The sequence below is a fragment of the Sinorhizobium fredii NGR234 genome (genome assembly GCF_000018545.1).
Lineage (GTDB): Bacteria > Pseudomonadota > Alphaproteobacteria > Rhizobiales > Rhizobiaceae > Sinorhizobium > Sinorhizobium fredii_A.
The window spans coordinates 2,002,160-2,023,843 of sequence record NC_012587.1 but is presented as its reverse complement, the minus strand read 5'-3'; the positions used below and the strand labels follow the sequence as shown (position 1 = coordinate 2,023,843).

At 64.7% G+C, this 21,684-nt stretch carries 16 protein-coding genes and 2 pseudogenes; 11 read left to right on the top strand and 7 right to left on the bottom strand.

Annotation, left to right across the window (positions count from 1 at the left end; translation table 11 throughout):
• Window positions 1-61: 61 nt before the first annotated feature.
• Window positions 62-478, top strand: a complete 417-nt coding sequence (locus NGR_RS21040) for a nuclear transport factor 2 family protein (protein ID WP_012708493.1) — start codon at window positions 62-64, stop codon at window positions 476-478.
• A 48-nt stretch (window positions 479-526) separates the two neighbouring features.
• Here NGR_RS21040 and NGR_RS21035 read toward each other — a convergent pair whose 3' ends face one another.
• The 3 genes from NGR_RS21035 to NGR_RS21025 form a co-directional block, all read right to left on the bottom strand.
• Window positions 527-1,585 (bottom strand): aldo/keto reductase, encoded by a 1,059-nt coding sequence (locus NGR_RS21035; RefSeq protein WP_012708492.1) that lies wholly within the window; start codon window positions 1,583-1,585, stop codon window positions 527-529.
• Window positions 1,586-1,801: 216 nt separating this feature from the next.
• The gene (locus NGR_RS21030; RefSeq protein ID WP_164924638.1) at window positions 1,802-2,476 is read right to left on the bottom strand and encodes a glutathione S-transferase family protein; all 675 of its coding nucleotides are present in this window, start codon (window positions 2,474-2,476) and stop codon (window positions 1,802-1,804) included.
• Between the two features lie 88 nt (window positions 2,477-2,564).
• The gene (locus NGR_RS21025) at window positions 2,565-3,146 is read right to left on the bottom strand and encodes a TetR family transcriptional regulator (protein WP_012708490.1); all 582 of its coding nucleotides are present in this window, start codon (window positions 3,144-3,146) and stop codon (window positions 2,565-2,567) included.
• A gap of 79 nt (window positions 3,147-3,225) precedes the next feature.
• Here NGR_RS21025 and NGR_RS21020 point away from each other — a divergent pair, with 79 nt between their 5' ends.
• Both NGR_RS21020 and NGR_RS21015 read left to right on the top strand, forming a co-directional pair.
• Entirely contained in the window at window positions 3,226-4,134 is a 909-nt protein-coding gene (locus tag NGR_RS21020; protein WP_012708489.1) for an SDR family oxidoreductase, read from the top strand.
• 399 nt (window positions 4,135-4,533) lie between these two features.
• Window positions 4,534-5,346 carry a class I SAM-dependent methyltransferase gene (locus NGR_RS21015; RefSeq protein WP_165447157.1) on the top strand — a complete coding sequence of 271 codons (813 nt, stop codon included), beginning with the start codon at window positions 4,534-4,536 and terminating at the stop codon, window positions 5,344-5,346.
• Here NGR_RS21015 and NGR_RS21010 read toward each other — a convergent pair.
• From NGR_RS21010 to NGR_RS21000, 3 genes are all read right to left on the bottom strand, one after another.
• On the bottom strand, window positions 5,315-8,545 hold the full coding sequence (locus NGR_RS21010) for an efflux RND transporter permease subunit (RefSeq protein ID WP_012708487.1): 3,231 nt from the start codon (window positions 8,543-8,545) through the stop codon (window positions 5,315-5,317). The genes NGR_RS21015 and NGR_RS21010 overlap by 32 nt on opposite strands.
• 3 nt (window positions 8,546-8,548) lie before the next feature.
• The gene (locus NGR_RS21005) at window positions 8,549-9,667 is read right to left on the bottom strand and encodes an efflux RND transporter periplasmic adaptor subunit (protein ID WP_012708486.1); all 1,119 of its coding nucleotides are present in this window, start codon (window positions 9,665-9,667) and stop codon (window positions 8,549-8,551) included.
• A 167-nt stretch (window positions 9,668-9,834) separates the two neighbouring features.
• Window positions 9,835-10,947 (bottom strand): AI-2E family transporter, encoded by a 1,113-nt coding sequence (locus NGR_RS21000; RefSeq protein ID WP_012708485.1) that lies wholly within the window; start codon window positions 10,945-10,947, stop codon window positions 9,835-9,837.
• Window positions 10,948-11,320: 373 nt separating this feature from the next.
• On the opposite strand from NGR_RS21000, the gene NGR_RS32700 reads away from it, so the two are divergent.
• The 7 genes and pseudogenes from NGR_RS32700 to NGR_RS20965 all read left to right on the top strand — a co-directional run bounded on the left by NGR_RS32700 (window position 11,321) and on the right by NGR_RS20965 (window position 20,039).
• The gene (locus tag NGR_RS32700; RefSeq protein ID WP_012708484.1) at window positions 11,321-11,977 is read left to right on the top strand and encodes an RNA-directed DNA polymerase; all 657 of its coding nucleotides are present in this window, start codon (window positions 11,321-11,323) and stop codon (window positions 11,975-11,977) included.
• 19 nt (window positions 11,978-11,996) lie between these two features.
• Window positions 11,997-13,001, top strand: coding sequence for a hypothetical protein (locus NGR_RS32695; protein WP_202800174.1), 1,005 nt, complete (start codon window positions 11,997-11,999; stop codon window positions 12,999-13,001).
• A gap of 150 nt (window positions 13,002-13,151) precedes the next feature.
• A complete protein-coding gene (locus NGR_RS20990) occupies window positions 13,152-14,132 on the top strand; it encodes an ABC transporter substrate-binding protein (RefSeq protein WP_012708482.1) in 981 nt (326 codons plus the stop codon).
• Between the two features lie 7 nt (window positions 14,133-14,139).
• Window positions 14,140-16,164 carry an ABC transporter permease gene (locus NGR_RS20985; protein WP_012708481.1) on the top strand — a complete coding sequence of 675 codons (2,025 nt, stop codon included), beginning with the start codon at window positions 14,140-14,142 and terminating at the stop codon, window positions 16,162-16,164.
• Window positions 16,152-17,215, top strand: a pseudogene (locus NGR_RS20980) (ABC transporter ATP-binding protein). The gene NGR_RS20985 and the pseudogene NGR_RS20980 overlap by 13 nt, the downstream one beginning before the upstream one ends.
• Window positions 17,216-17,576: 361 nt before the next feature.
• Window positions 17,577-18,185: a glutathione S-transferase family protein gene (locus NGR_RS20970; RefSeq protein ID WP_012708479.1), complete on the top strand. Its 609-nt coding sequence runs from the start codon at window positions 17,577-17,579 to the stop codon at window positions 18,183-18,185.
• Window positions 18,186-18,326: 141 nt separating this feature from the next.
• Window positions 18,327-20,039, top strand: coding sequence for an HAD-IIB family hydrolase (locus NGR_RS20965; protein ID WP_012708478.1), 1,713 nt, complete (start codon window positions 18,327-18,329; stop codon window positions 20,037-20,039).
• A 25-nt stretch (window positions 20,040-20,064) separates the two neighbouring features.
• Here the strand turns inward: NGR_RS20965 and NGR_RS20960 are convergent, their stop codons facing one another.
• The gene (locus NGR_RS20960; RefSeq protein WP_012708477.1) at window positions 20,065-20,259 is read right to left on the bottom strand and encodes a hypothetical protein; all 195 of its coding nucleotides are present in this window, start codon (window positions 20,257-20,259) and stop codon (window positions 20,065-20,067) included.
• 313 nt (window positions 20,260-20,572) lie between these two features.
• On the opposite strand from NGR_RS20960, the pseudogene ftsZ reads away from it, so the two are divergent.
• A pseudogene (gene ftsZ, locus NGR_RS20955) lies at window positions 20,573-21,609 on the top strand (cell division protein FtsZ).
• Window positions 21,610-21,684: the final 75 nt, after the last annotated feature.

Sequence of the window (21,684 nt, the reverse complement as noted above, 5' to 3'; positions counted from 1 at the left end):
AAAGGGGAAGTGAGGCGGTCGCGCCCGCATACCGCGCCTCGGTTCCAATGGGGGGATAGCGATGACGGATCGGAACGAACTGGAACGTGCCGTAAAGATGATTTACGGCGCCCGAAATGAAAACGACCTCGACGGTATCATGGGGTGGTTCGACCCGAGCTGCCGCTTTCGCATCGTTGGGAGCACATGGCTGGGGGCGATGACCGAGCCGGTGAACGGCACGGACTCCATTCGAAGCTCCATCCAGGCGCTGATCGACACCTGGGACCTCTCCGGCGTCAGCATCGTCAGCCTGCACGTCGATGGCGACACCGTGTGCGTGCATCGCGCCGGCCCGGTGCGCTTCATTCCGTTGAACATTTCGAAGGACATGGAACTCATGGACAAGTTCACCTTCAAGGATGGCCGGGTGATCGATTTCGCCGAGTTCGTGGACACGCTGGAAGTGGCTGAAACCGTCGGCCTGCTGAGCCGCTGAACGAAAACGCCCGCACAGCGCGGCCGACGCCGGAAGACCGGCCGCGCCTCATCCTGCTGAAACATGCGGCCCGAGCAGCGACAGATCTGCCGCGCCGAGCCGGTCCTTGGCGGTCCAGAGCTGGTGCCAATAGGGATAGATGACCGGCGGCAGGCTGACGGCGTCGAGCAGTTCGCGTTCCTCGTCGGAAAGCTTCAGATTTGCCGCGGCGAGATTGTCGCGGAACTGCGCCTCGGTGCGGCCGCCGATGATGACGGAGGTGACCGCCTTGCGGCCGATCAGCCAGGCGAGCGCCACCTGCGCGGGCGAGACGTTGCGCTCGGCGGCGATCGCCACCAGCATGTCGACGATCTTCCAGAGACGCTCCTCGTCGCGGATCGGCGGTTCGTTCCAGCCGGCGAACTGGCGCGTACCCTCCGGCGTCTGGGCGCGGCGGTGCTTGCCGGAAAGCAGGCCGCCGGCAAGTGGGCTCCAAACGAGGATGCCGAGGCCCTGGTCGATCGAGATCGGAACCAGCTCGTATTCGGCCTCGCGGGCCTCCAGCGTATAGTGGATCTGCTGGCTGACGAAACGCTGGCGATGCTCGAGCGCGCTGATGCCGAGCGCCTTCATGATGTGCCAGCCGGAATAGTTGGAGCAGCCGATGTAGCGCACCTTGCCCTGGCGGACGAGCGTGTCGAGCGCTTCCATCGTTTCCTCGAGCGGCGTCTGGCCGTCCCATTCGTGCACCTGGTAGAGGTCGATCACGTCGGTTTTCAGCCGCTTGAGGCTCGCCTCGCAGGCACTGATCAGGTGCTGGCGCGAGAGCCCGCCGTCATTCGGGCCGGGCCCCATGGAGAAGCGCGCCTTGGTGGCGATGAGGACGCCGTTCTTGCGCTTGCCGCCGAGGACCTCGCCAAGGATCTCCTCGCAGGTGCCGGTCGAATAGATATCGGCCGTGTCGATGAGGTTGACGCCGGCATCGAGGCAAAGGTCGACATAGCGGCGCGCCTCCTCGACACCGACAGTGCCGACCTGGGCAAACTTGCCGCCGCCGCCGATCGTCATCGTCCCCATGGTGATGGTGGAGATTTTCAGGCCGGAGCGGCCGAGCAGACGATATTCCATTGTCTCGCTCCTTTGGTAGTCGTTGCCGGAGAAGGTAGCGGGTCAGGGCTAAAGTGCAAGCCGGCGCAGTTCTTTGGCGGTGGCATTTGCCCCTCACCCTAGCCCTCTCCCCGCGAGCGGGGCGAGGGGACTGAGAGGGCGCGGCTTGCCCCTTCTCCCCGCCTGCGGGGAGAAGGTCGCGGCAGCGGGATGAGGGGCAATGGGAGTTCGCGGTTTTCAAAGAAAGCGCGCCGGAATCGCTTCCTTGTACGGGAACATATTGAAATAGGGCTTCGCCTCGGCAAGCGTGCGCTGGACGGACGGGCGCTCGAGCAGTCGCTCGAAATAGGCCGAAAGGCTCGGATGCGTGCCGCTGAAGGGCTGCACGATGCCGGCATAGAAGAGCGCGGGCGCGGCGGCACAATCGGCCAGGGTGAAGGCTTCGCCGACCGCAAAGCGCCGGTCCGTAAGCTGCCGTTCGGCCAGGTCATAGGCTGTGGCGAGCGCCGCATGCGCATCGGCGACGCCGCGCCGGTCGTTCTCGCCGGAAACGCGCAGCATGTCGGTGACGATCTTCTGCATCGGCACCTGGATGTAGAGATCGAAGAAGCGGTCCCAAAGCCGGGCTTCGAGGGCCAGCGCCTCGTCACGCGGCAGCAGCGGTTCGTTGCCGGGGTAATGGCGATCGAGATATTCGATGATGATCGAGGTTTCCGGCACGATCCGGTCGCGGGCGCCGTCGTGCAGCACCGGAATCTTGCCGACCGGCCAGACTTCCAGGTAGCGGGCATTCTCCTCGGGATCCATAAGATCGACGACCTTCGCCTCGAAGGGCGTTCCGGCCTCATAAAGCGCGATCAGTACCTTGTGGCAGAAGGAGGCGAGCGGATGGATGTAGAGCGTCAGAGCCATGTGAGTGCCCATGATCATTGGTTGCGTTTCGCAATCAGTATAGCGCACCCGCGCAAAGAAAAAAGAGGGAAGATGGTCCCGCTGCGATTCAGCTCGAATGCGCTTCCCGCTCCGCCGCGAAGGTCGCGACAAAGCGCTCCAGACGCTCCTCGACGAAATCCGTGACCGGCACGCATGGATCGAAGCTCCACCAGAGGAGGGCGCCCTGCCATTGCGCCGCCATCATCAGGCCGATGCCGGCCGGGGCGGCTGGCACTCCGCCGAAGCGCTCCTCAAGGGCGGCGGAGAGCACGTCGCGCCAGGCGGCGCCGCGGGCGCGCAAGTGAGGGTCGCGCAGGTCCTCTCGCAGGATCAGGAGATCATCCGCATAGCTTTCGATGCCGCCATAGTCGCCCGACAGGCCGACGAGCAGCGCGACGGCACCCGCCGGCGTTTTCGGCATGCTGCCTGCCAGTTCAGCCGTCAACCGGTCGAGACGGTCCCAGGCGTGCAGCAGGGCCGCCTGGATGAGGCCCGACTTGGTCTCGAACCGCTGCACCAGGGTCGAGGCGGAAAGGCCGCAGGCGGCGGAAAGGGCCGCGAAGGTCAGGCCTTCCGGCCCCACCTTGCGCATGATGCCAAGGGCGGCGTCGAGCACGTCTTCGTTCGGCAGAGTTTTGGGGCGGGGCATTTTGGCCTTTATTTATAACCGAATAAGCGTTTATATATCCATCGGCCGATGTAGGCCAGATTTTTCTCGGGAGGACGAGATGACGCTCGAAGGCAAGGTGGCGCTGGTCGCAGGTGCAACGCGCGGTGCTGGCCGCGGCATTGCGGTGGAACTCGGCGCTGCGGGCGCAACGGTCTATGTCACGGGGCGGACGACGCGCGCGCAGGCGTCGGAATACCAGCGGCCCGAGACAATCGAGGAAACGGCGGAACTCGCGACCGCAGCCGGCGGCATGGGGATCGCCGTGCAGGTGGACCACCTTGAGCCGGAGGCGGTGCAGGGGCTCGTCGAACGCATTCGCCGCGATGAGGGCCGGCTCGACATTCTCGTCAACGACATCTGGGGTGGCGAGAAGCTCTTCGAGTGGAACAAGCCGGTCTGGGACCACAATCTCGAAAACGGGCTGCGGATCCTGCGGCTCGCCATCGACACGCACCTGATCACCGCCCACTACGCGTTGCCACTCCTGATCGAGCGACCGGGCGGACTGCTGGTGGAGGTGACCGACGGGACGGCGCAATACAATGCCGAACACTACCGGCTCTCGCCCTTCTACGACCTTGCCAAGACCTCGGCGAACCGGATGGCCTGGGCGCATGCCAAGGACCTTGCGCCTCATGGCGCCACCGCCGTCTCGCTCACCCCTGGCTGGCTGCGCTCGGAAATGATGCTCGAGGCCTTCAAGGTGACCGAGGAAAACTGGCGCGATGCCACGGCGTTCCAGCCGCATTTCGTCATTTCCGAGACCCCGCGCTTCGTCGGTCGGGCCGTGGCGGCGCTTGGCGCCGATCCGGACAAGGCCCGCTTCAACGGCCAGTCGCTGTCAAGCGGTGGGCTCGCCCAGGTCTACGGCTTCACCGACCTCGACGGCTCGCGGCCGGATTGCTGGCGCTACATGGACGAGGTGATGGAGGCGGGGAAGGCGGCGGATGCGACTGGGTATCGGTGAGGGGGCACCCCGAGTGAAGGGAACCGTGTATAGCCGCACCTCATTCCTGTGCTTGTCACAGGAATCCAGCGGCGCCGCGTCGCGGCGCGGGAGAAAGCTTGCATGCACTTTCTCTTGTTCACGGTGCAGACGCACCGTGGCTGGATCCCTGTGACGAGCACAGGGATGAGGGAGTGATGATGTCCGTTTCGACCAAGCAACGTTAACGACAGCCTTCTGGCTGACGTAAAGTGAGGCAAGCCGCTTAGCGATCGGAAGTCCTCTCAAGGGCCTGAGAGCGTACGGCTTTCCGCTTTCGCTGTCGGGCCGCTTCGGAAAAGCAACGTAAAGTCGTATCATGCTTTGGCGAGAGCGGCCGTCATCGGGAGGTGCGGCTGGCCGACAGGGGAGAACATGGCCATGGCGGAAGCGGACAAGGTCTTTGCCGGAGCGATACCCGAAATCTACGAGCGGCTGATGGTGCCGCTGCTCTTCGAACCCTATGCGATCGACCTCGCCGAGCGGGTGGCGCGGCTGAAACCCCTCGACCTGCTGGAGATCGCCGCCGGCACCGGCGTCGTCACGCGGGCGCTGGCGCCGAAGCTCGATATCGAGGCACAGCTTGTCGCGACTGATCTCAACCAGCCGATGCTGGACGTCGCGCACATGAGGCAAGGCGACGACGAACGGATCGTCTGGCAGCAGGCGGATGCCATGGCCTTGCCCCTTGATGACGAGAGCTTCGATGTCGTCCTCTGCCAGTTCGGCGTGATGTTCTTCCCCGACCGGGTGAAGGCCTACCGCGAGGTGTGGCGCGTCTTGAAGCCCGGCGGGCGCTTCCTCTTCAACGTGTGGGACCGGATCGAGCCAAACGAGGTGGCCCATGCGGCCGTAGAGGCGCTGGAAGCACGCTTTCCGGAGAACCCGCCGAGCTTCATGCGCCGCGTGCCGCACGGTTACGCGGACCCCGCAAAGATCAGGACCGATCTCGAGGCTGCCGGCTTTCACGACATCACGGTCGAAACGCTGGAGAAGAGGAACGGGCCCATATCCGCTCCCGATGCTGCGACTGGCTTCTGCCAGGGGACGCCCGTGCGCAGCGAGATCGAGGAGCGCGACGCTTCGGCGCTGGCGGCGGTGACCGAGGGCGTGGCGGCGGTGCTGACGAAACGGTTCGGGAGCGGGATGATCGAGCGGCCGATCAGGGCGCAGGTGGTGACTGCGCAGCGGTAGCGGCCGTCGCGGGCGCCCGCCGATCGTGTTTCTCCTCTTCGACGGGGGTCGGCGGCAGCGTCTCGCCCCTGTGGGGGCCTGACAGGCCGGCGAACCTGTGGCCTCTTTCGCGAAGCCATTGGAAAGTGACATAGAGCGCCGGGATGACGAATATGCCGAGCAGGGAGGCTGCGAGCATGCCGCCGGCGACGCCGGTGCCGACGGCGCGGCGGCTGAGCATGCCGGCTCCATCGGCGGTGACGAGCGGGATCAGGCCGACGATGAAGGCGAAGCTCGTCATCATCACGGCGCGGAAACGGGCGCGGGCGCCCTCGACGGCCGCCTCGACGATGCCGGCGCCTTTTTCGCGCTGGAACTTGGCGAATTCGACGATCAGGATGGCGTTCTTCGAGGCAAGTGCGATCAGCACGACAAGGCCGATCTGCGCGTAGACGTCGAAGGAAAGGCCGGCAATGAGCACCGAGATGAGCGCGCCGGTGACGCCGATGGCGACCGAGAGCAGCACCGGGACCGGGATCGTCCAGCTTTCGTAAAGCGCGACGAGGAAGAGATAGGCGAAGAGCACGGCGAGCGCCAGGATCACGGTCGTCTGCCCGGCGGCTTCAAGCTCCTGCAGTGCCGTGCCGGTCCACTCGTAGCTGTAGCCCGGCGGCAGCGTGGTGGCCGAAAGCGCCGCCATGGCCTGCAGCGCCTCGCCCGAGGAAACGCCGGTGGCGGGCTGGCCGTTGAGCGTGATCGAGCGGTTGTTGTTGTAGCGCACCATCGTCTGCGGACCGACGATATAGTCGACGCGCGCAACGGAAGCGACTGGTACCATGCCGCCGGCGGCGTTGCGCACATGCAGGCGCTGGATGTCGTTGACGGAGTCCCGGTCGGCCTGGCCCGCCTGCAGGTTCACCTTCCAGCTGCGGCCGAACAGGTTGAAGTCGTTGACGTAATAGGAGCCGAGCGTGCCCTGCAGCGTGGCGAACAGATCGCTGATCGAGACGCCGAGCGCCTGCACCCGGTCGCGGTCGACATCGAGATAGAGCTGCGGTGCGCTTGCCGAATAGGTGGTGAAGGTCGGCCCGAGCTCCGGGTTCTGGTTGGCGGCGATGATCAGCCCGCCGGCGGTGGCGGCAAGGTCGGCCGCCGAGCGGCCCTGCAGGTCGAGCAACTGATATTCGAAGCCGGAACCGGTGCCGAGGCCGAGGATCGGCGGCAGGTTGAAGGAGAAAACCTGCGCCTCGCGGACCGTCAGACCCTTGGCCATGGCCGTGGCAATGGCGCTGTTCACCGAGGCGGACGCCGCCTCACGCTCGCCAAAGGGCTTCATGGTGACGACCGCAAAGGCGCTGTTCGACTTCGAAAGACCATCCAGGAAGCTGTAGCCGGAGACGCTCGTCACGTCCTGCACGCCCTCTATGTCGCGAAGGAAGGTTTCGACCCGGCGAAGGGCGGCATCGGTGCGGTTGTAGGAGGCGCCTTCGGGCAGGCGGACCTCGGTGAAGAACATGCCCTGGTCTTCACTCGGCAGGAATCCGGTCGGCACGACGCGGAACAGCCAGCCGCTGGCAGCGATTGCGACCGCCAGCAATACCAATCCGATCACGGCCCGCCGGGCGATCTTCTCGGCGACGAAGACGTAGCCGTCGCGGCCGTTGTCGATGCGGCGCGAGATCCAGCCGAGAATGCCGCGCTTTTCCCCATGATGCGGCTTAAGGAGGACGGCGCAGAGCGCCGGGCTCAGCGTCAGCGCATTGATCGCCGAGATCACCATGGAGACCGAAACGGCGACCGCGAATTGCTGGAAGAGCTGGCCGCTCAAGCCGGGGATGAAGGCGACCGGGACGAAAACCGAAAGCAGCACCAGGGTGATGGCGACGATCGCGCCGGTGATCTCGCCCATGGCAAGGCGCGCCGCCTCCGGCGCCTGCATGCCCGGGTTCTCCTCCATGACGCGCTCGACATTCTCGACGACGACGATCGCGTCGTCGACGACGATGCCGATCGCCAGCACCAGCGCCAGCAGCGAAACGGTGTTGAGCGAGAAGCCCATGGCGAGGATCACCGCGAAGGTGCCGATGAGCGCCACCGGCACGGCGATGAGCGGGATCAGCGTCGCGCGCCAGTTGCCGAGGAACAGGAAGACGACGAGGATCACCAGCACGAAGGCTTCGATGAGCGTGTGCACGACATTCTCGACGCTCGCCTCGACGAATTCGGAGGTGTCGTAGGAGATCTTGTAGGTGAGGCCTTCCGGGAAGGCTTGCGACAGGCGCTCCAGCGCCGTGCGCACGCCCTCGGCGGCAGCGAGCGCATTGGCGCCGGGCGCGAGGTACGTGCCGATCATCGCGACCGGCTTGCCGTTGAAGCGGGAGCTCGAATCCGCGCTCGCCGCGCCGAGCTCGACCTTGGCGACATCGCGGATGCGCACGAAGGAGCCGTCCGCCTCGGCCCGAAGCACGACGTCTTCGAACTGTTTCGGATCGGCGAGCCGCCCCTGGGTCTGCAGGTTCAGCTGGAAGAGCGGGTCGTCCGTCATCGGCTGGGCGCCGATGCGGCCGATCGCCGCCTGGACGTTCTGGGCCTTCAGCGCATTGATCACGTCGGTCGGCGTCATGCCGAGGCTGGTCAGCCGATCGATGTCGAGCACGACACGCATCGAATAGTCCTGCGCGCCGAAGAGCGCGGCATCGCCGACGCCCGGCACGCGCTTGATCGTATCCATGACGTTGATGGTGGCGTAGTTCGACAGGAACAGGTTGTCGAAGCTGTCGTTCTCGCCATGGATGGCGATCACCTGCATCAGCGCCGAGGACTTCTTGCGCACGCTGACGCCGGATTGCTTGACTTCGGACGGCAGCCTCGCCTCGGCGAGCGAGACGCGGTTCTGCACGTTGACGGTGGCGATGTCCGGGTCGGTGCCGACGGCGAAGGTCACCGTCAGCGTGTAGGAGCCGTCGGCGCCGCTCGTCGACTTCATGTAGAGCATGTCGTCGACGCCGACGATCTGGCTTTCGATCGGTTGCGCCACGGTCGACTCGACCACCTCGGCGCCGGCGCCCGGATAGCTCGCCGTGACGCTCACCTGCGGCGGCACGATGTCCGGGAACTGCGCGACGGGGAGCGCCGTCAGCGCGATAAGCCCGGCAAGCGTCAAGACGATGGAAATGACCGCGGCGAAGCGGGGACGATCGATGAAGATCTCGGAGATCATGGCTCAGCCGCCCGCTGCCGGTGCCGCATCGACGGTGACGCCCGGCCGCACCTTGCCGACGCCTTCGGTGATCACCTGCTCACCTTCCTTGAGGCCCTTGGCGATGACCGCCTGGCCGCGGCTCGAGCGGGCCACGTCGACGCGGCGAAGCTCGACCTTCGAGTCGGCGCCGACCACCATCACGAAGGCGCCCTGCTGGTCGCGCTGGATCGCCTGCTGCGGAACAGCGAGCACCTCCTGCTTCTCGGTCTGCTCGAAGGTGACGCGGACGAGGGTGCCGTCGAGCAGGAGTGAATCGGGGTTGGGAAGCTCGGCGCGCACCGTGATCGTATCGGTGCCCTGCGAAACGTCGCTGGCGACGAAATTGATCACGCCCCGCTTCGGATATGTCATGCCGTTCGGCAGCGTGATCTCGACATCGCCGCCCGCGGGGACCTCGCCGCGCACCGAGCGCTCGCGATAGTCGAGAAGGATCGAGGTCGCGACGGGGAACTGGACGCTGATCGGATCGAGCCGGGTCAGCGTGACGAGCGAGCCGGAATCCGGACCGACCAGCCCCCCGACATCGACGGCGGAGAGGCCGACGATGCCATCGAAGGGTGCGACGATCCGCGTATAGGAGAGATTGAGCTCGGCCGCCTGCTTGCTGCCCTTGAGGCGGACGATGTCGGCCTCGGCCTTCTTCACCTGCGCATTTGCGGTGTCGACCGTCGCCTGCGCAACCGTGTTGCTGGAGATCAGCCGCTGGGCGCGGTCGCGCTCGAGGACGGCAAGTTCGCGGCTCGCCTCGGCGGCCTCGATCGAGCCCTGGATCTCCTGGACGGCGGCGCGATAGGTGCCGTCCTCGACCTCATAGAGCACGCTGCCGGCGATGACCTTCTGGCCTTCCGTGAAATTGACCTTTTCGAGGAAACCGGAAACGCGGGCGCGAATATCGACCTTCTGCACCGCGACGATCCGGCCGGTGAAGTCGGCGGTTTCGCGCAGGTCCATGATGGCGGCGGGCGCCACGACGACGGCCGGCGCCGGCGCCTGCTGGGCGCCAAGCTTGTCCGGCGCGAGCGAGACCGCGGCGAGCAGGGTTGATGAAAGGACGGCAGCCAGAGTTCTCGAACCACGCATGCAACGTTCCCCCGTTACAGCTTGAGACGGCTTACGATTTCACTCTCGGATGACCCGGAATCAGAGCACTTTCACCCCGCCAAGTCACGCAACTTGAGATTGATACGTCCCGGTGCCGATAGTCAAGGGGCGTAGCGCGGCAGGTGGACGGGGCGTGCGCCGGCGGATCACGCCGGCTTCGTCTCGTCCTCCGGCCGTGGCACGGAGCGCATCCAGGCGACGACCAGATCGTAGAAGACGCCGAGCACGATCGGCCCGAGGAAAAGGCCGATCAGCCCATAGGACAGCGTGCCGCCGATTACGCCTGCGAGGATGACGAGCATCGGCGTCTTCAGGCCGCGGGCGACCAGCACCGGCTTCAGGACGTTGTCGATCAGCCCGATCAGCACCAGGATCAAGGTCAGGCCGAGGGTGGCACGCGTCTCCATCGCCGTCCACGCCCAGATGGCGACCGGCAGCAGCACCGGGGCGGGGCCGATCTGCATGATGCAGAAGATCAGCACGGCGAAGGCGAGCACGCTTGCGGCCGGAATGCCAAACAGCGAGAAGGCAAGCCCGGCGAGCAGAGCCTGCAGCAGCGCCACGCCGATCACGCCGCGGGCGACATTGCGGATCGTCGCGCCGGCGAGATCGACGAAGCCGGCGCCGCGCTCGCCGGCGACCCGGCGGGCGAAGAGTTTCAGCCCTTCGCCGAGCCGCGGCCCGGGGCGGAAGAGAAAGCCGGCGATGATCACCGAAACGATGAAGCCGATGAGGTCGACGCCGATGCCGGCGATCTTGCCGAGCACGGTGCCGCCGGCCTGCAGCAGCGACGGCGCCAGGCGCTGCAGCGTCGCTTCCAGATTGCCGGAAGCCTGCGCCCAGGCGGCGTGCAGCCAGTTGCCGATCAGCGGCCAGTCGCGCACCGCATCCGGCGGTGCCGGCACCACGAGCGTGCCCGACGCCAGTTTCGCAAGCACTGCCTGCACCGCTTCGGCGAAGCTCAGCGCGATCGCCGCCAGCGGGCCGGCGATCACCGCCAGGGCGACGACGGTGATCGCCGCCGCCGCAAGGCGCGGGCGGCCGCCGAAGAGGGCAGCGAGCGCCCTGAACACCGGATAGAGCGCGACGGCGAGAATGCCGGCCCAGATGGCGATGATCGCGAAGGGCGCGACGAGCGTCAGCGACCAGTAGGCGAAAAGCGCCAGCACGCCGAGCCGCAGGAACTCGGTGACCCTGGGCTCGATCGACGCCGGCGGGGCGGCAGGTTCGGCTTTGACTGGGGTTTGCGCATCGTCCATGGCGGCCTCCCCGGGGGCGCGGCAACGCCCGCCGCCGTTCGCCCCCGCGACGGCCGGCATGGCCGCGGGATCGCGGCGTCCGGATGCGGACGGGATCAGGCGGCAAGGGGAGTGTACAGCGGGGGCGGGGTGGCGGGAAGGGTGGGCTTGGCGGTGGAGAATCGATTGGGGAGGTGGATTGGAAGTTGAGGGCAGTCGATGATGACTGTCCTTGAGCCTAAAAAGCAGCCGCTAAGCGGGCAAGGCACAAATTCCATCAGTAAATTGCCACTTAATTGCGTTCGCGCCTTAGCTGCAACCTTCACGCACGATAGAAGGTATAATCGACGGCAATTGCTATTGTTATTTTGGCGGCACAGGGGAGTACACTTCATTGACTGCGAAGACAAAATCAGCGCGGCTGAAACGATTGCTATCACATGGTTTTTTTGCTCCCGAGCTTCCCCCGTGCTTCGTTTCGGAGGACTTGGCACGGTTCAGAAGATCATTTGTTGACGGCATCATGGCACTGCCGCCGGTTCGAAATCAGCCAGCGTTTCAGAAATACGTATCCGAGCCAAGTTGGTTCTATTTTCCGCGGTTCGGCAAGGATGACAGACGTCACGGCGTATTGAATCCTATTTCGTATCTTCTTTTGGCAAACGTAATCGCTGACAACTATGTGGACTTGCGGAGGAAAGCGAAGAGATCGGGCATTTCCGCATCGCCCCCGGTGTTCGACTGGAGTGAGGACAGAGCGTTGATGCGGCCCAGTGTGGATTTGCGCGATGATTTCCGAGTCGACCTATCCTCGCGAAGAGAAGAGTTCGTTTCGGCTGACGTTCGAGCTTTCTTTCACTCAATATACACACATGCCATTCCATGGGCGATCTATGGGAAGCAATGGGCGAAGGCAAATAGAGGTGTTGCCCACTATGGAAACATGATCGATCTTCTTTGTCGTAACGGACAAGATGGTCAAACCATCGGGCTCCCAGTCGGACCCGATACTTCACGTTTGATCGCTGGGGGTGGTTGCATCAGCGGTTGACGAAAGGCTTCGGAACAAGTTGGGCGTTACGCTCCGAGATGCATCGCGCTACATCGACGACTACACTATCAGCAGTGTCAACGGCGAGAATGGAGAAACCTTAATCTCGGCGCTACGCCAGACTGCTGCTCACTTTGAACTGGAGTTGAACAGCGAGAAATCCGCCATTTACCCAACATCCTTTCGACAAAACACAGGATGGAAACAGGCCCTCAGGGTGCATATACCTCAAGCCGGTGCGAACTATACTGAGTTTCAGCATTTCTTTTACGAGGTGGGTAGAGTTTGCGACGCTCACCCCGAGCTTAACGTTGAGAAGTTCGCTTTTCAGAACGCCCGATTAGCTTTTGTACGCGCTGACGATTGGAAGAAAATACAGAGTAATTTGATAAAAGCTTATCGCCGAAATTCCAGCTTAATCTCGTTTCTCGTAGAGATATTTGTCTTGAGACACGCTGAACGTCGTGACGTTGATAGAAACAACATAAAAGATTTCGTAGAGAATCGACTTCCGGTACTTGCTAAAGCTAATCGATCTGGAGAAATTATCTGGCTCATTTTCCTGATCTTGCGACTAAACATTACTGTTCGCGCAGCGGCGCTTGAGCCCATGTTTGAGATGGACAATTCGATGATTGCGCTGCTTGTCGTCTTATCGGTCTCCCGGGGGCAAGTCGACGGGCCGATAAATCCCAGAATTTGGAATCAATTCTTGAACGCGGATGGACTTCGAAGTCCAATGTGGTTGTACGCCTACGAAAGTGTCGGCCGAGGTATAAATCCCGGCGCCAATGCCCAGTTCATTGAGCAAGATCAGTATTTTTCTTTGCTTCATCGTAGAAGTGTGAGGTTTCTAGAAATCGGTAGGGGCTTCACATCGATCGCAGCGACCCTGAGAAGCTTGCGCGGGGGGAACGATCGCATGCGACGCGTCCGGGACGACTTCTTGGAGGATTTCTTGCTGGATTTGGATGAGATGGACGACGACGACTTCGTCGATGAGTTCCACGACAACGAATACTAATTCGTTTGCGCTAAGCTCAAGCCGACCGTCGTTTGTGTGGACCAGCCGCTATCAGCGCAAAGCCGACTGTCCACTTCGCCCCCTGTCACACCCCTGTAAAACCCACCCTCTATCCCTCGGCGCCATCTTTCTCTGACCGAGGGCAATCCCATGAAAACGCTTCTCTCCGCCGTTGCCGCCACGCTCGTCGCCGGTCTTCTCTCCACCGCGGCCCATGCCGAAAGCCTCGTGCTTTATACCAGCCAGCCGAACGAGGATGCGCAGGCGACGGTGGATGCGTTCGAGGCGGCAAACCCCGGCGTCGAGGTCGAGTGGGTGCGCGAGGGCACGACGAAGATCATGGCCAAGCTGATGGCCGAGATCGAGGCGGGCAATCCGGTGGCGGACGTGCTCTTGATCGCCGACACGGTGACGATGCAGCGGCTGAAGGAGGGCGGGCATCTGCTCGCTTACAAGTCGCCGGAGGCGGCGGGCTACGATGCGGCGCTCTATGATGCGGATGGAGCCTATTACTCGACCAAGATGATCACCACCGGCATCGTCTACAACACCTCCGCCGCGATGAAGCCGGAAGGCTGGCAGGATCTCGCAAAGCCCGAGGCGAAGGGCCTCGTCACCATGCCGAGCCCGCTCACCTCTGGTGCTGCGCTGATCCATGCCGAGACGCTCGCCGCCATTCCCGGCCTCGGCTGGGATTATTACAAGGCGCTCGCCGAAAACGGCGCGACGGCGGCCGGCGGCAATGGCGGCGTGCTGAAGGCGGTCGCGACCGGCGAGAAGGCCTATGGCATGCTCGTCGATTTCATGGCGATCCGCGAGAAGGCCAAGGGCGCGCCGGTGGAATTCGTCTTCCCGGCCGAGGGCGTTTCCGCCGTCACCGAGCCGGTCGGCATCTTGAAGACCGCCAGGAACGTCGATGCGGCGAAGAAATTCGTCGACTTCCTCATCTCCGAGGAAGGCCAGAAGGTGGCGGTGAAGATGGGCTATATCCCGGCCCGCAACGGCGTGGCGCTGCCGGAAGGCTATCCGGCCCGCGAGACGATCAAGGTGCTGCCGGTCGATGCGGCGGCGGCGGTCAAGAATTCCGAGGCGGCCCTCAAGACCTTCTCGGGCATTTTCGGGACGAACTGATCGCCATATGACGCGAGCCGACGAGATCGCCCGCAGCCGGGGCGCTCCGGTGGAATCGGATGCGGAAGGCGGCTCCGGGTTCCCGGAGCCGCCTCGACGCCTTCCGTCGGGGGCGCGGCGCTTCGGCCGGCTGCGGTCTTTCTTTCGCGGGTTTTTCTTCGGGGGCGGGGAGGCGGCGGAAGGCCGACGGCCCCGGACGACGTTCGGAAAACTGCCGGGCGCACTGACGCGGACCTTGAGCGGCGTCGAACTACCGCCGATGCCTCACGTGAGGGAAGCCGGTTTCCCCAAGGCGAGGCCGCCGCGCTGCAGCCGAGAAGGGCGGCGGTTCGGCTTCCGCCCACGAAAGCCGCGGGTGCCCGGCGGCGAGCCGGCCTGGCTGCTGCCTTTCGTGCTCTGCGCCGTGCTGCTGCTTTCCGTTCTGCCGCTCGCCCGCCTGGCCGGGGCGGGAGTGAACGGGCTTGTCGACGGCGAGGCGGCGCGGCTGATCTTCGCGCCGGCGACCCTTGCGGCGCTCCGCAACACGCTTCTCACCGCCACCGGCGGCATGGTCGTGTCGCTTATCCTCGGTTCGCTCTTCGCCTTCGCGCTGGCGCTCACCGATATCAGGGGCAAGCTGATTTTAAGCTTCGCCTTCATGCTGCCGATGATGATCCCGCCGCAGGTGACGGCGCTTGCCTGGGTGGAGATGTCGGGACCGGCGAGCCCGCTCCTGAAGACGCTCGGGCTGGCGCCGCCGCTCGGCAGCCCGCAGCCGCTCTATTCGCTCTCCGGCATCGCGCTTCTCTTGGGCGTGCAGCATGCGCCGCTCGTCTTCCTGGCTCTGAAGGCCGGGCTTGCGGCGAGCCCGCGCGACGGCATCGAGGCGGCGCGGCTGGCGGGCGCCGGGCCGCTGCGGGTGTTTCGCGATATCGTGCTGCCGCTCGGCGCTCCGGGGCTGATTGCCGGCGGGGCAATCGCCTTCGTCTCCGGCGTCGGCAATTTCGGCATTCCTGCGATCCTCGGCATTCCGGCCGGGATCGAGACGCTGCCGACGCTGATCTTCAGCCGGCTGGCAAGCTTCGGCGCCGCCACCTTCGGGGAGATTGCGCTGATCTCGACGCTGATCGCGGCAATCTCCGCCGCCGGGCTCATCGTGCAGCAGCGGGCCCTTCAAGGCCGCGACTATCGCCTCATCGGCCATTCCGGGGCCCGCGCCGCCTTTTCGCTCGGCCGCTTTCGCGTCGCTGTCGAGGCGCTGCTTTGGGCGGTGCTGGTGCTGGTGCTGGCCGCACCCCTGCTGGCGCTCGTCGCAAGCTCGCTCGTGCCGGCCTATGGCGTGCCGCTCAATTTCGACACCATGTCGCTGGACGCCTATGGCGAAATCCTCTTCCGCCAGTCGATCACCCTGACGGCGCTCAAGAATTCGCTGTTCCTGGCTTCCGCCGCCGCCCTCGGGCTGCTCGCCGTCACCGTGCCGGCCGCCTATCTGCTGGCGCGGCGGAAGGGGGCGCTCGCGGGTCTCGTCGCCATCCTGATCGAGATTCCCTATGCACTGCCCGGCATAGTGCTCGCCGTCGCCTTCATCCTCACCTTCGCGGCACCGCTGCCGGTCGTCGGCGTCTCGCTCTACGGGACGATCTGGATCATCCTTGCCGCTTATTTCTCGTCCTTCCTCGCCGTCAGCCTGAAGCCGGTGGTGAGTGCCATGCTGCAAATGGACCCTGCGCTCGAGGAGGCGGCAAGGCTTGCCGGCGCGGGTTTCTTCCGCCGCATGCGCGACGTGCTCCTGCCGCTCGTGGCGCCCGCCGCCGGTGCCTCCGTCATCCTCGTCTTCCTGATTGCCGCGAACGAGTTGACCGTCTCGGCGCTGCTCTGGTCGGCCGGCACCCAGACGCTCGGCGTGGCGATCTTCAATCTCGACGACAGCGGCTCCTCCGATCTCGCCGCGGCGCTCTCGGTGCTCGTCGTCCTCCTGGTGATCGCGCTGATGACGGCGCTCGAATTGCTGGCGAAACATCTGCCGGAGGGCGTGTTGCCGTGGCGCAATTGATCCTCAACCATCTGACCAAGGATTTCGGCGGGAATGGAAGGCCGGCGGTGGCCGACGTGTCGCTGACGCTGCGCCGCCAGGCTTTCCTGGCGCTTCTCGGGCCGTCGGGCTGCGGCAAGACCACGGTGCTCCGGATGATCGCCGGCTTCGAGCAGCCGAGCGACGGCTCGATTTCCTATGGCGAGCGGCGGCTCTCGGACGCCGGGCGCGCCCTGCCGCCAGAAAAGCGCAACATGGCGATGGTGTTCCAGTCCTATGCGCTCTGGCCGCATATGACGGTCGCGCAGAATGTCGGCTATCCCCTGAAGGTGCGGGGTATTTCCGGGGCTCAATGGCAGATGCGCGTCGGCGAGGCGCTGTCGCTGGTCAAGCTCACCGAGTATGCCGAGCGGCGGCCGGCCGAGCTTTCCGGCGGCCAGCGCCAGCGGGTGGCGCTCGCCCGCTGCCTGGTCACCCAGCCGGACGTGGTGCTGCTCGACGAGCCGCTCGCCAATCTCGACCAGCATCTGAGGAAGGCGATGGAGGAGACGTTCCGCGCCTTTCACGAACGCTCGGGCGCCACCATGGTTTATGTCACCCACGACCAGGCCGAGGCGATGGCGCTCGCGACCGACGTCGCGGTGATGTCGGAGGGGCGGCTTCTCCAGGTGGCCGCGCCGGCGCACATCTACGCGCGGCCGGAGGGCCGGGTGGTCGGCGGGCTGATCGGGCGCGGCAGCATTCTGCGGCTGAGCTTGCCCGAGAATGGCGAACGGCGGCTCGACTGGCCGGTGCTGCGGGAGGCGCTTGGGCCGCGGGATGTCGCGGCGCGTGCTGCCGGGGGCGGGTCGCTTGCCGACGTGCCGCCTGCCGACGTGTTGGTGCGGCCGGAGCAAGTCCACCGCGGCACCGACGGCATACGGATGCGGGTCGTCTCGTCGGTGTTCGAAGGCGAACGCTTCGCCCTCGACCTCGCGCTGGCGATGGCCAGCGGCTGAAGGCCTATAGCAGCGTGGCGATCGCCGAGGGACAGATGGCGCCATTTGTGATCGCGGGTGGCTGGCGGCTTTGAGGGGGTCGGGGCGCGCATGCGTTTGCGTGCACCGACGACGTTTCGGGACGCACCGCCTCCGGTCCTCCGTCATCCTCGGGCTTGACCCGAGGATCCATGAACGAGCAAGATTTTTGAAGCGTTTTGAACGGCTTGCGTTTGGATCCTCGGGTCAAGCCCGAGGATGACGAAGAGAGGTGGGCGGGCCTGAACCTTCACTCAGGCATGACGGAGGTCGCGTCCGACGTTGATGAAGTCAGCCGACGATGAAGGGTGGGTCCCATTCCTTCTGGAACTGGATAAATAATTAAACTGGTTGTCATATGCAATCAATTTCGCCATAGTGCCCACAATGCTTGGACTATAAGCAAAGGAGGAGACAATGAAGCTTCACCAGGGCATGGGACCGAACTCCTATCGGGTGCGCATCTTCCTCAAGGAAAAGGCGATCGACGTGCCGATGGTCGAGGTCGACTTCGCCAAGGGCGAGCACAAGGCGCCGGAATTCCTGAAGCTCAATTCGCTCGGCCAGATTCCGGTATTGGAGCTCGACGACCGAGCGATCATCACCGAAAGCGTCGCGATCTGCCGCTATTTCGAGGAGACCCATCCGGAGCCGCCGCTTTTCGGATCGGACGCCGTCAGCCGCGCCAAGGTGGAGATGTGGAACCGGCGGGCCGAACTGGTGATCTTCGCCACGATCGGCAATGTCGCGCTGCACTCGGATGCGTTCTTCAAGGATCGCCTCACGCAATTTCCGGCCTTCGCCGAAACCGAGCGTCGGGCCGTGCCGAAGAAATGGGCCTGGCTCGACCGCGAGCTTGCCGATGGCCGGCCGTTCCTTGCGGGAGACGATTTCTCGATCGCCGATATCACCGCCGGCGTCTGCGGCTGGCTGGGCGACGTCTTCGGCATGGAAATCCCCGCTTCGCTCGAGAACGTGAAGCGCTGGAACGAGCGGGTGAGGAGCCGGCGGAGCTGGAACGCGTGAGGCCGCAAAGGCTCGCTTCGGCCCGATAGGTCGCCTGGATCCGCTATCGCGCGGGAACCAGCATGGGGCTCGCACGTTCCCCGTCAGCACTATAACGGCGAGGTCGGGGAGGCCGACCCGGCACGAGAGGCGGGCAATCTCATGTATTTCATGGCTCTTGCGACGGATTATGACGGCACATTAGCCGAGGACGGCATGGTCCGGCCGGAAACCCTGGACGCGCTGAAAAGACTGAAGCAGACGGGCCGCAAGCTGCTGCTCGTCACGGGGCGCGAGTTGCCGGACCTCAAGCGGGTTTTCCCTGAAATCGACCTCTTCGACAAGGTCGTCGTCGAGAACGGCGCCTTGCTCTACTCGCCCGATACCGGTGAGGAGACGCCGATCGCGCCGGCGCCGCCGAGGGAATTCGTCGAGCGCCTTCGGCAGAAGGGCGTCGATGACATATCGGTCGGGCGCTCGATCGTCGCCACCTGGGAGCCGCATCAGGCGGCCGCACTGGAAGCGATCAACGAGCTCGGCCTCGAGCTCGAGATCATCTTCAACAAGGGCGCGGTGATGATCCTTCCGACCGGGGTCAACAAGGCGACGGGATTGAAGGCGGCGCTGAAGGAGATGCAGCTTTCCTTCCTGAACGTCGTGGCGGTCGGCGATGCGGAGAACGACCACGCCTTGCTGCGGATGTGCGGCTGCGGCGCGGCGGTGGCGAACGCCTTACCGGCCCTGAAAGATACCGCCGATTTTGCGCTTGAAGGCGCGCGCGGCGAGGGGGTCGAGGAGCTGATCGTCGCGATGGTCGAGCGCGACTATGCGTTCTGCACCAATCAGCGCCACCTGGTGCCGGTCGGCGAGAGCGAGAATGGGCCGGTGGAAATCGGACCGCCTGACGTGCTGCTGATCGCCGGAAGTTCCGGCGTCGGCAAGTCGATGCTCGCAACGGCACTTTCGGAGCATTTGCGCGAGCGGCGCTTCCAGTTCTGTGTTTTCGATCCGGAGGGCGACTACGAGGATCTCGAAGGTGCAGTGACCGTCGGCAACGGTTCGACCACGCCGACCGACAGCCAGGTGCTCGAAATCCTCGCCAACCCCGACGACAATGTGGTTGTCAGCGCGCTCGGTTTCGAGCCCGAGGAACGCCCCTCCTTCTTCGCCAAGCTGATGTCGGGCCTGTCGGCGCAGCGCGCCCGGACGGGCCGGCCGCACTGGCTGATCATCGACGCGGTCGATCACCTCATGCCGGCGGCGCGCGACGGTGCCCCGCTGGCGCCTGCGGACGACATTTCGGGGACGATCATGATCACCGACCATCCCGATGCGGCCTCGCCAGGCGTACTCGCGGCGGTCACGGCGGTGGTGGCCCTCGGCCCCAAGGCGCACGAGGCGATCGAGACCTTCTGCCGGGCGGTCGGCGAGGCGTCGCCGGCGGGCCTCGAAAAATTCCACGAAGACGAGGAGGTGCTTTTCTGGCGGCGCGCGCCAGGTGCGTCGGTGCAGCGCATCCGGGCCGAAAAGCCGAAGCAGGTTCGCACGCGCAACGCGCGCAAATATGCCGAAGGGCATCTCGGCGAGGAGGCGAGCTTCTATTTCCGCGGTCCGGAGGACAAGTTGAACCTGCGCGCCGACAATCTGACGATCTTCCTGCAGATTGCCGAAGGAATCGACGACGAGACGTGGGAACACCACCTCAGGGCCGGCGACTACTCGAAATGGTTCGGCGAGAGCATCGGCGATCCCGACCTGTCACAGAAAGCGGCGGGAATCGAAGAGGATCGGTCCCTCTCACCCGCCGAGAGCCGCAACAAGCTCGCCGAGGCGGTGCGCCGTCGCTACATCGCAGCGGCTTCCGGGACCCGCTGAGGCGGCGGCGAGGGACGAAACGAGTTTAGCGTTTCGGCTTCTGTTTCGCGCCGGCGCTCCTGCCGTCGGAACTCTTCGAACGCTCCTCGAACCGATCGGCGCCCTTGGCAAGATCGGATCCCTTTTGCGCCTCCACCTTCTTCTCTTCCTTGGCGGCGCTCTTGTGCAGACCGCCAGCGGATTTCTTGCCCTTTGTCGTCGGGGCTTGGTCGACACCCATTGCAGCCACTCCTCAATGAATACGGAATGGAACGTGCCGGGGCATTTGCTTGTTCCTTCCGGAATGCTTTTCGCTTTTGCCGCGCCCGAATAGGGAGGGATGGGCGTGCAACTTGTGGTCAAAATGCCGATAGTGGTTCGCCTGCCGTACACGTAGCTGTGGACTTGCCTTGAATTTGCCCCTCTTGCCTTCTCCCTGGCCTTTTTGAATTCCTAGAATGAAGGCGTGTGATTCGCGCCGCACCGCATTCGATCGCGTTTCCCGGGGCACGGGCAGCTTTCGACGGCCGGGGAACTGCCCAAGGAGAAGAGCCATGACAGAGTACAAGAAGCCGATCATCACCGAGATGCGCCCGAAAATCACTGTCATCGGTGTCGGCGGGGGCGGCGGCAACGCGATCAACAACATGATCGCCGAAGACCTGCAGGGCGTCGACTTCATCGCCGCCAATACGGATGCGCAGGCGCTCGCCATGTCGAAGGCGGCGCGCCGCATCCAGCTCGGCGCGGCCATCACCGAAGGCCTCGGCGCCGGCTCGCTGCCGGACATCGGCAATGCGGCGGCGCAGGAATCGATCGACGAGATCATGGATCACCTCGGCGGCACGCATATGTGCTTCGTCACCGCCGGCATGGGCGGCGGCACCGGCACCGGCGCGGCGCCGGTGATCGCGGAAGCCGCGCGGCGGGCCGGTATCCTGACGGTCGCGGTCGTCACCAAGCCCTTCAGTTTCGAAGGCAAGCGGCGCATGCAGACGGCGGAATTCGGCATCGAGCGGCTGCGCGAAAGCGCCGATACGGTGATCGTCATCCCCAACCAGAACCTTTTCCGTATCGCCGATTCCAAGACCACCTTCGCCGATGCCTTCATGATCGCCGACCGGGTGCTCTATTCCGGCGTCAGCTGCATCACCGACCTCATCGTCAAGGAAGGCCTGATGAACCTCGACTTCGCCGACGTGAAGACGGTGATGAAGGGGATGGGCCGCGCCATGATGGGCACCGGCGAGGCGGCCGGCGAGGGCCGGGCGATGATGGCGGCCGAGGCGGCGATCGCCAACCCGCTACTCGACGAAGTGTCGATGCGCGGCGCGAAGGGCGTGCTGGTGTCGATCTCCGGCGGCATGGACATGACGCTTTTCGAGGTAGACGAAGCGGCGACCCGGATCCGCGAGGAGGTCTACGACGAGGCCGACATCGTCGTCGGCGCGATCTTCGACCGCAGCCTCGACGGCACCTTCCGCGTTTCGGTCGGGCGACCGGCCTCGACAGCGGCCGCGGCACCGACGCGGCGGCGCCCGAGGCAATGAACGGCCAGCCGGCGGCCGCGCCGGTGCGGACGCTGCAGTAGTTGGTTCGACAAGCCCCGTTCGGAAGTGGCGTATATTTGCCCTTTCCTCGGGTTAAACCCGAGGCTAACCTCGCC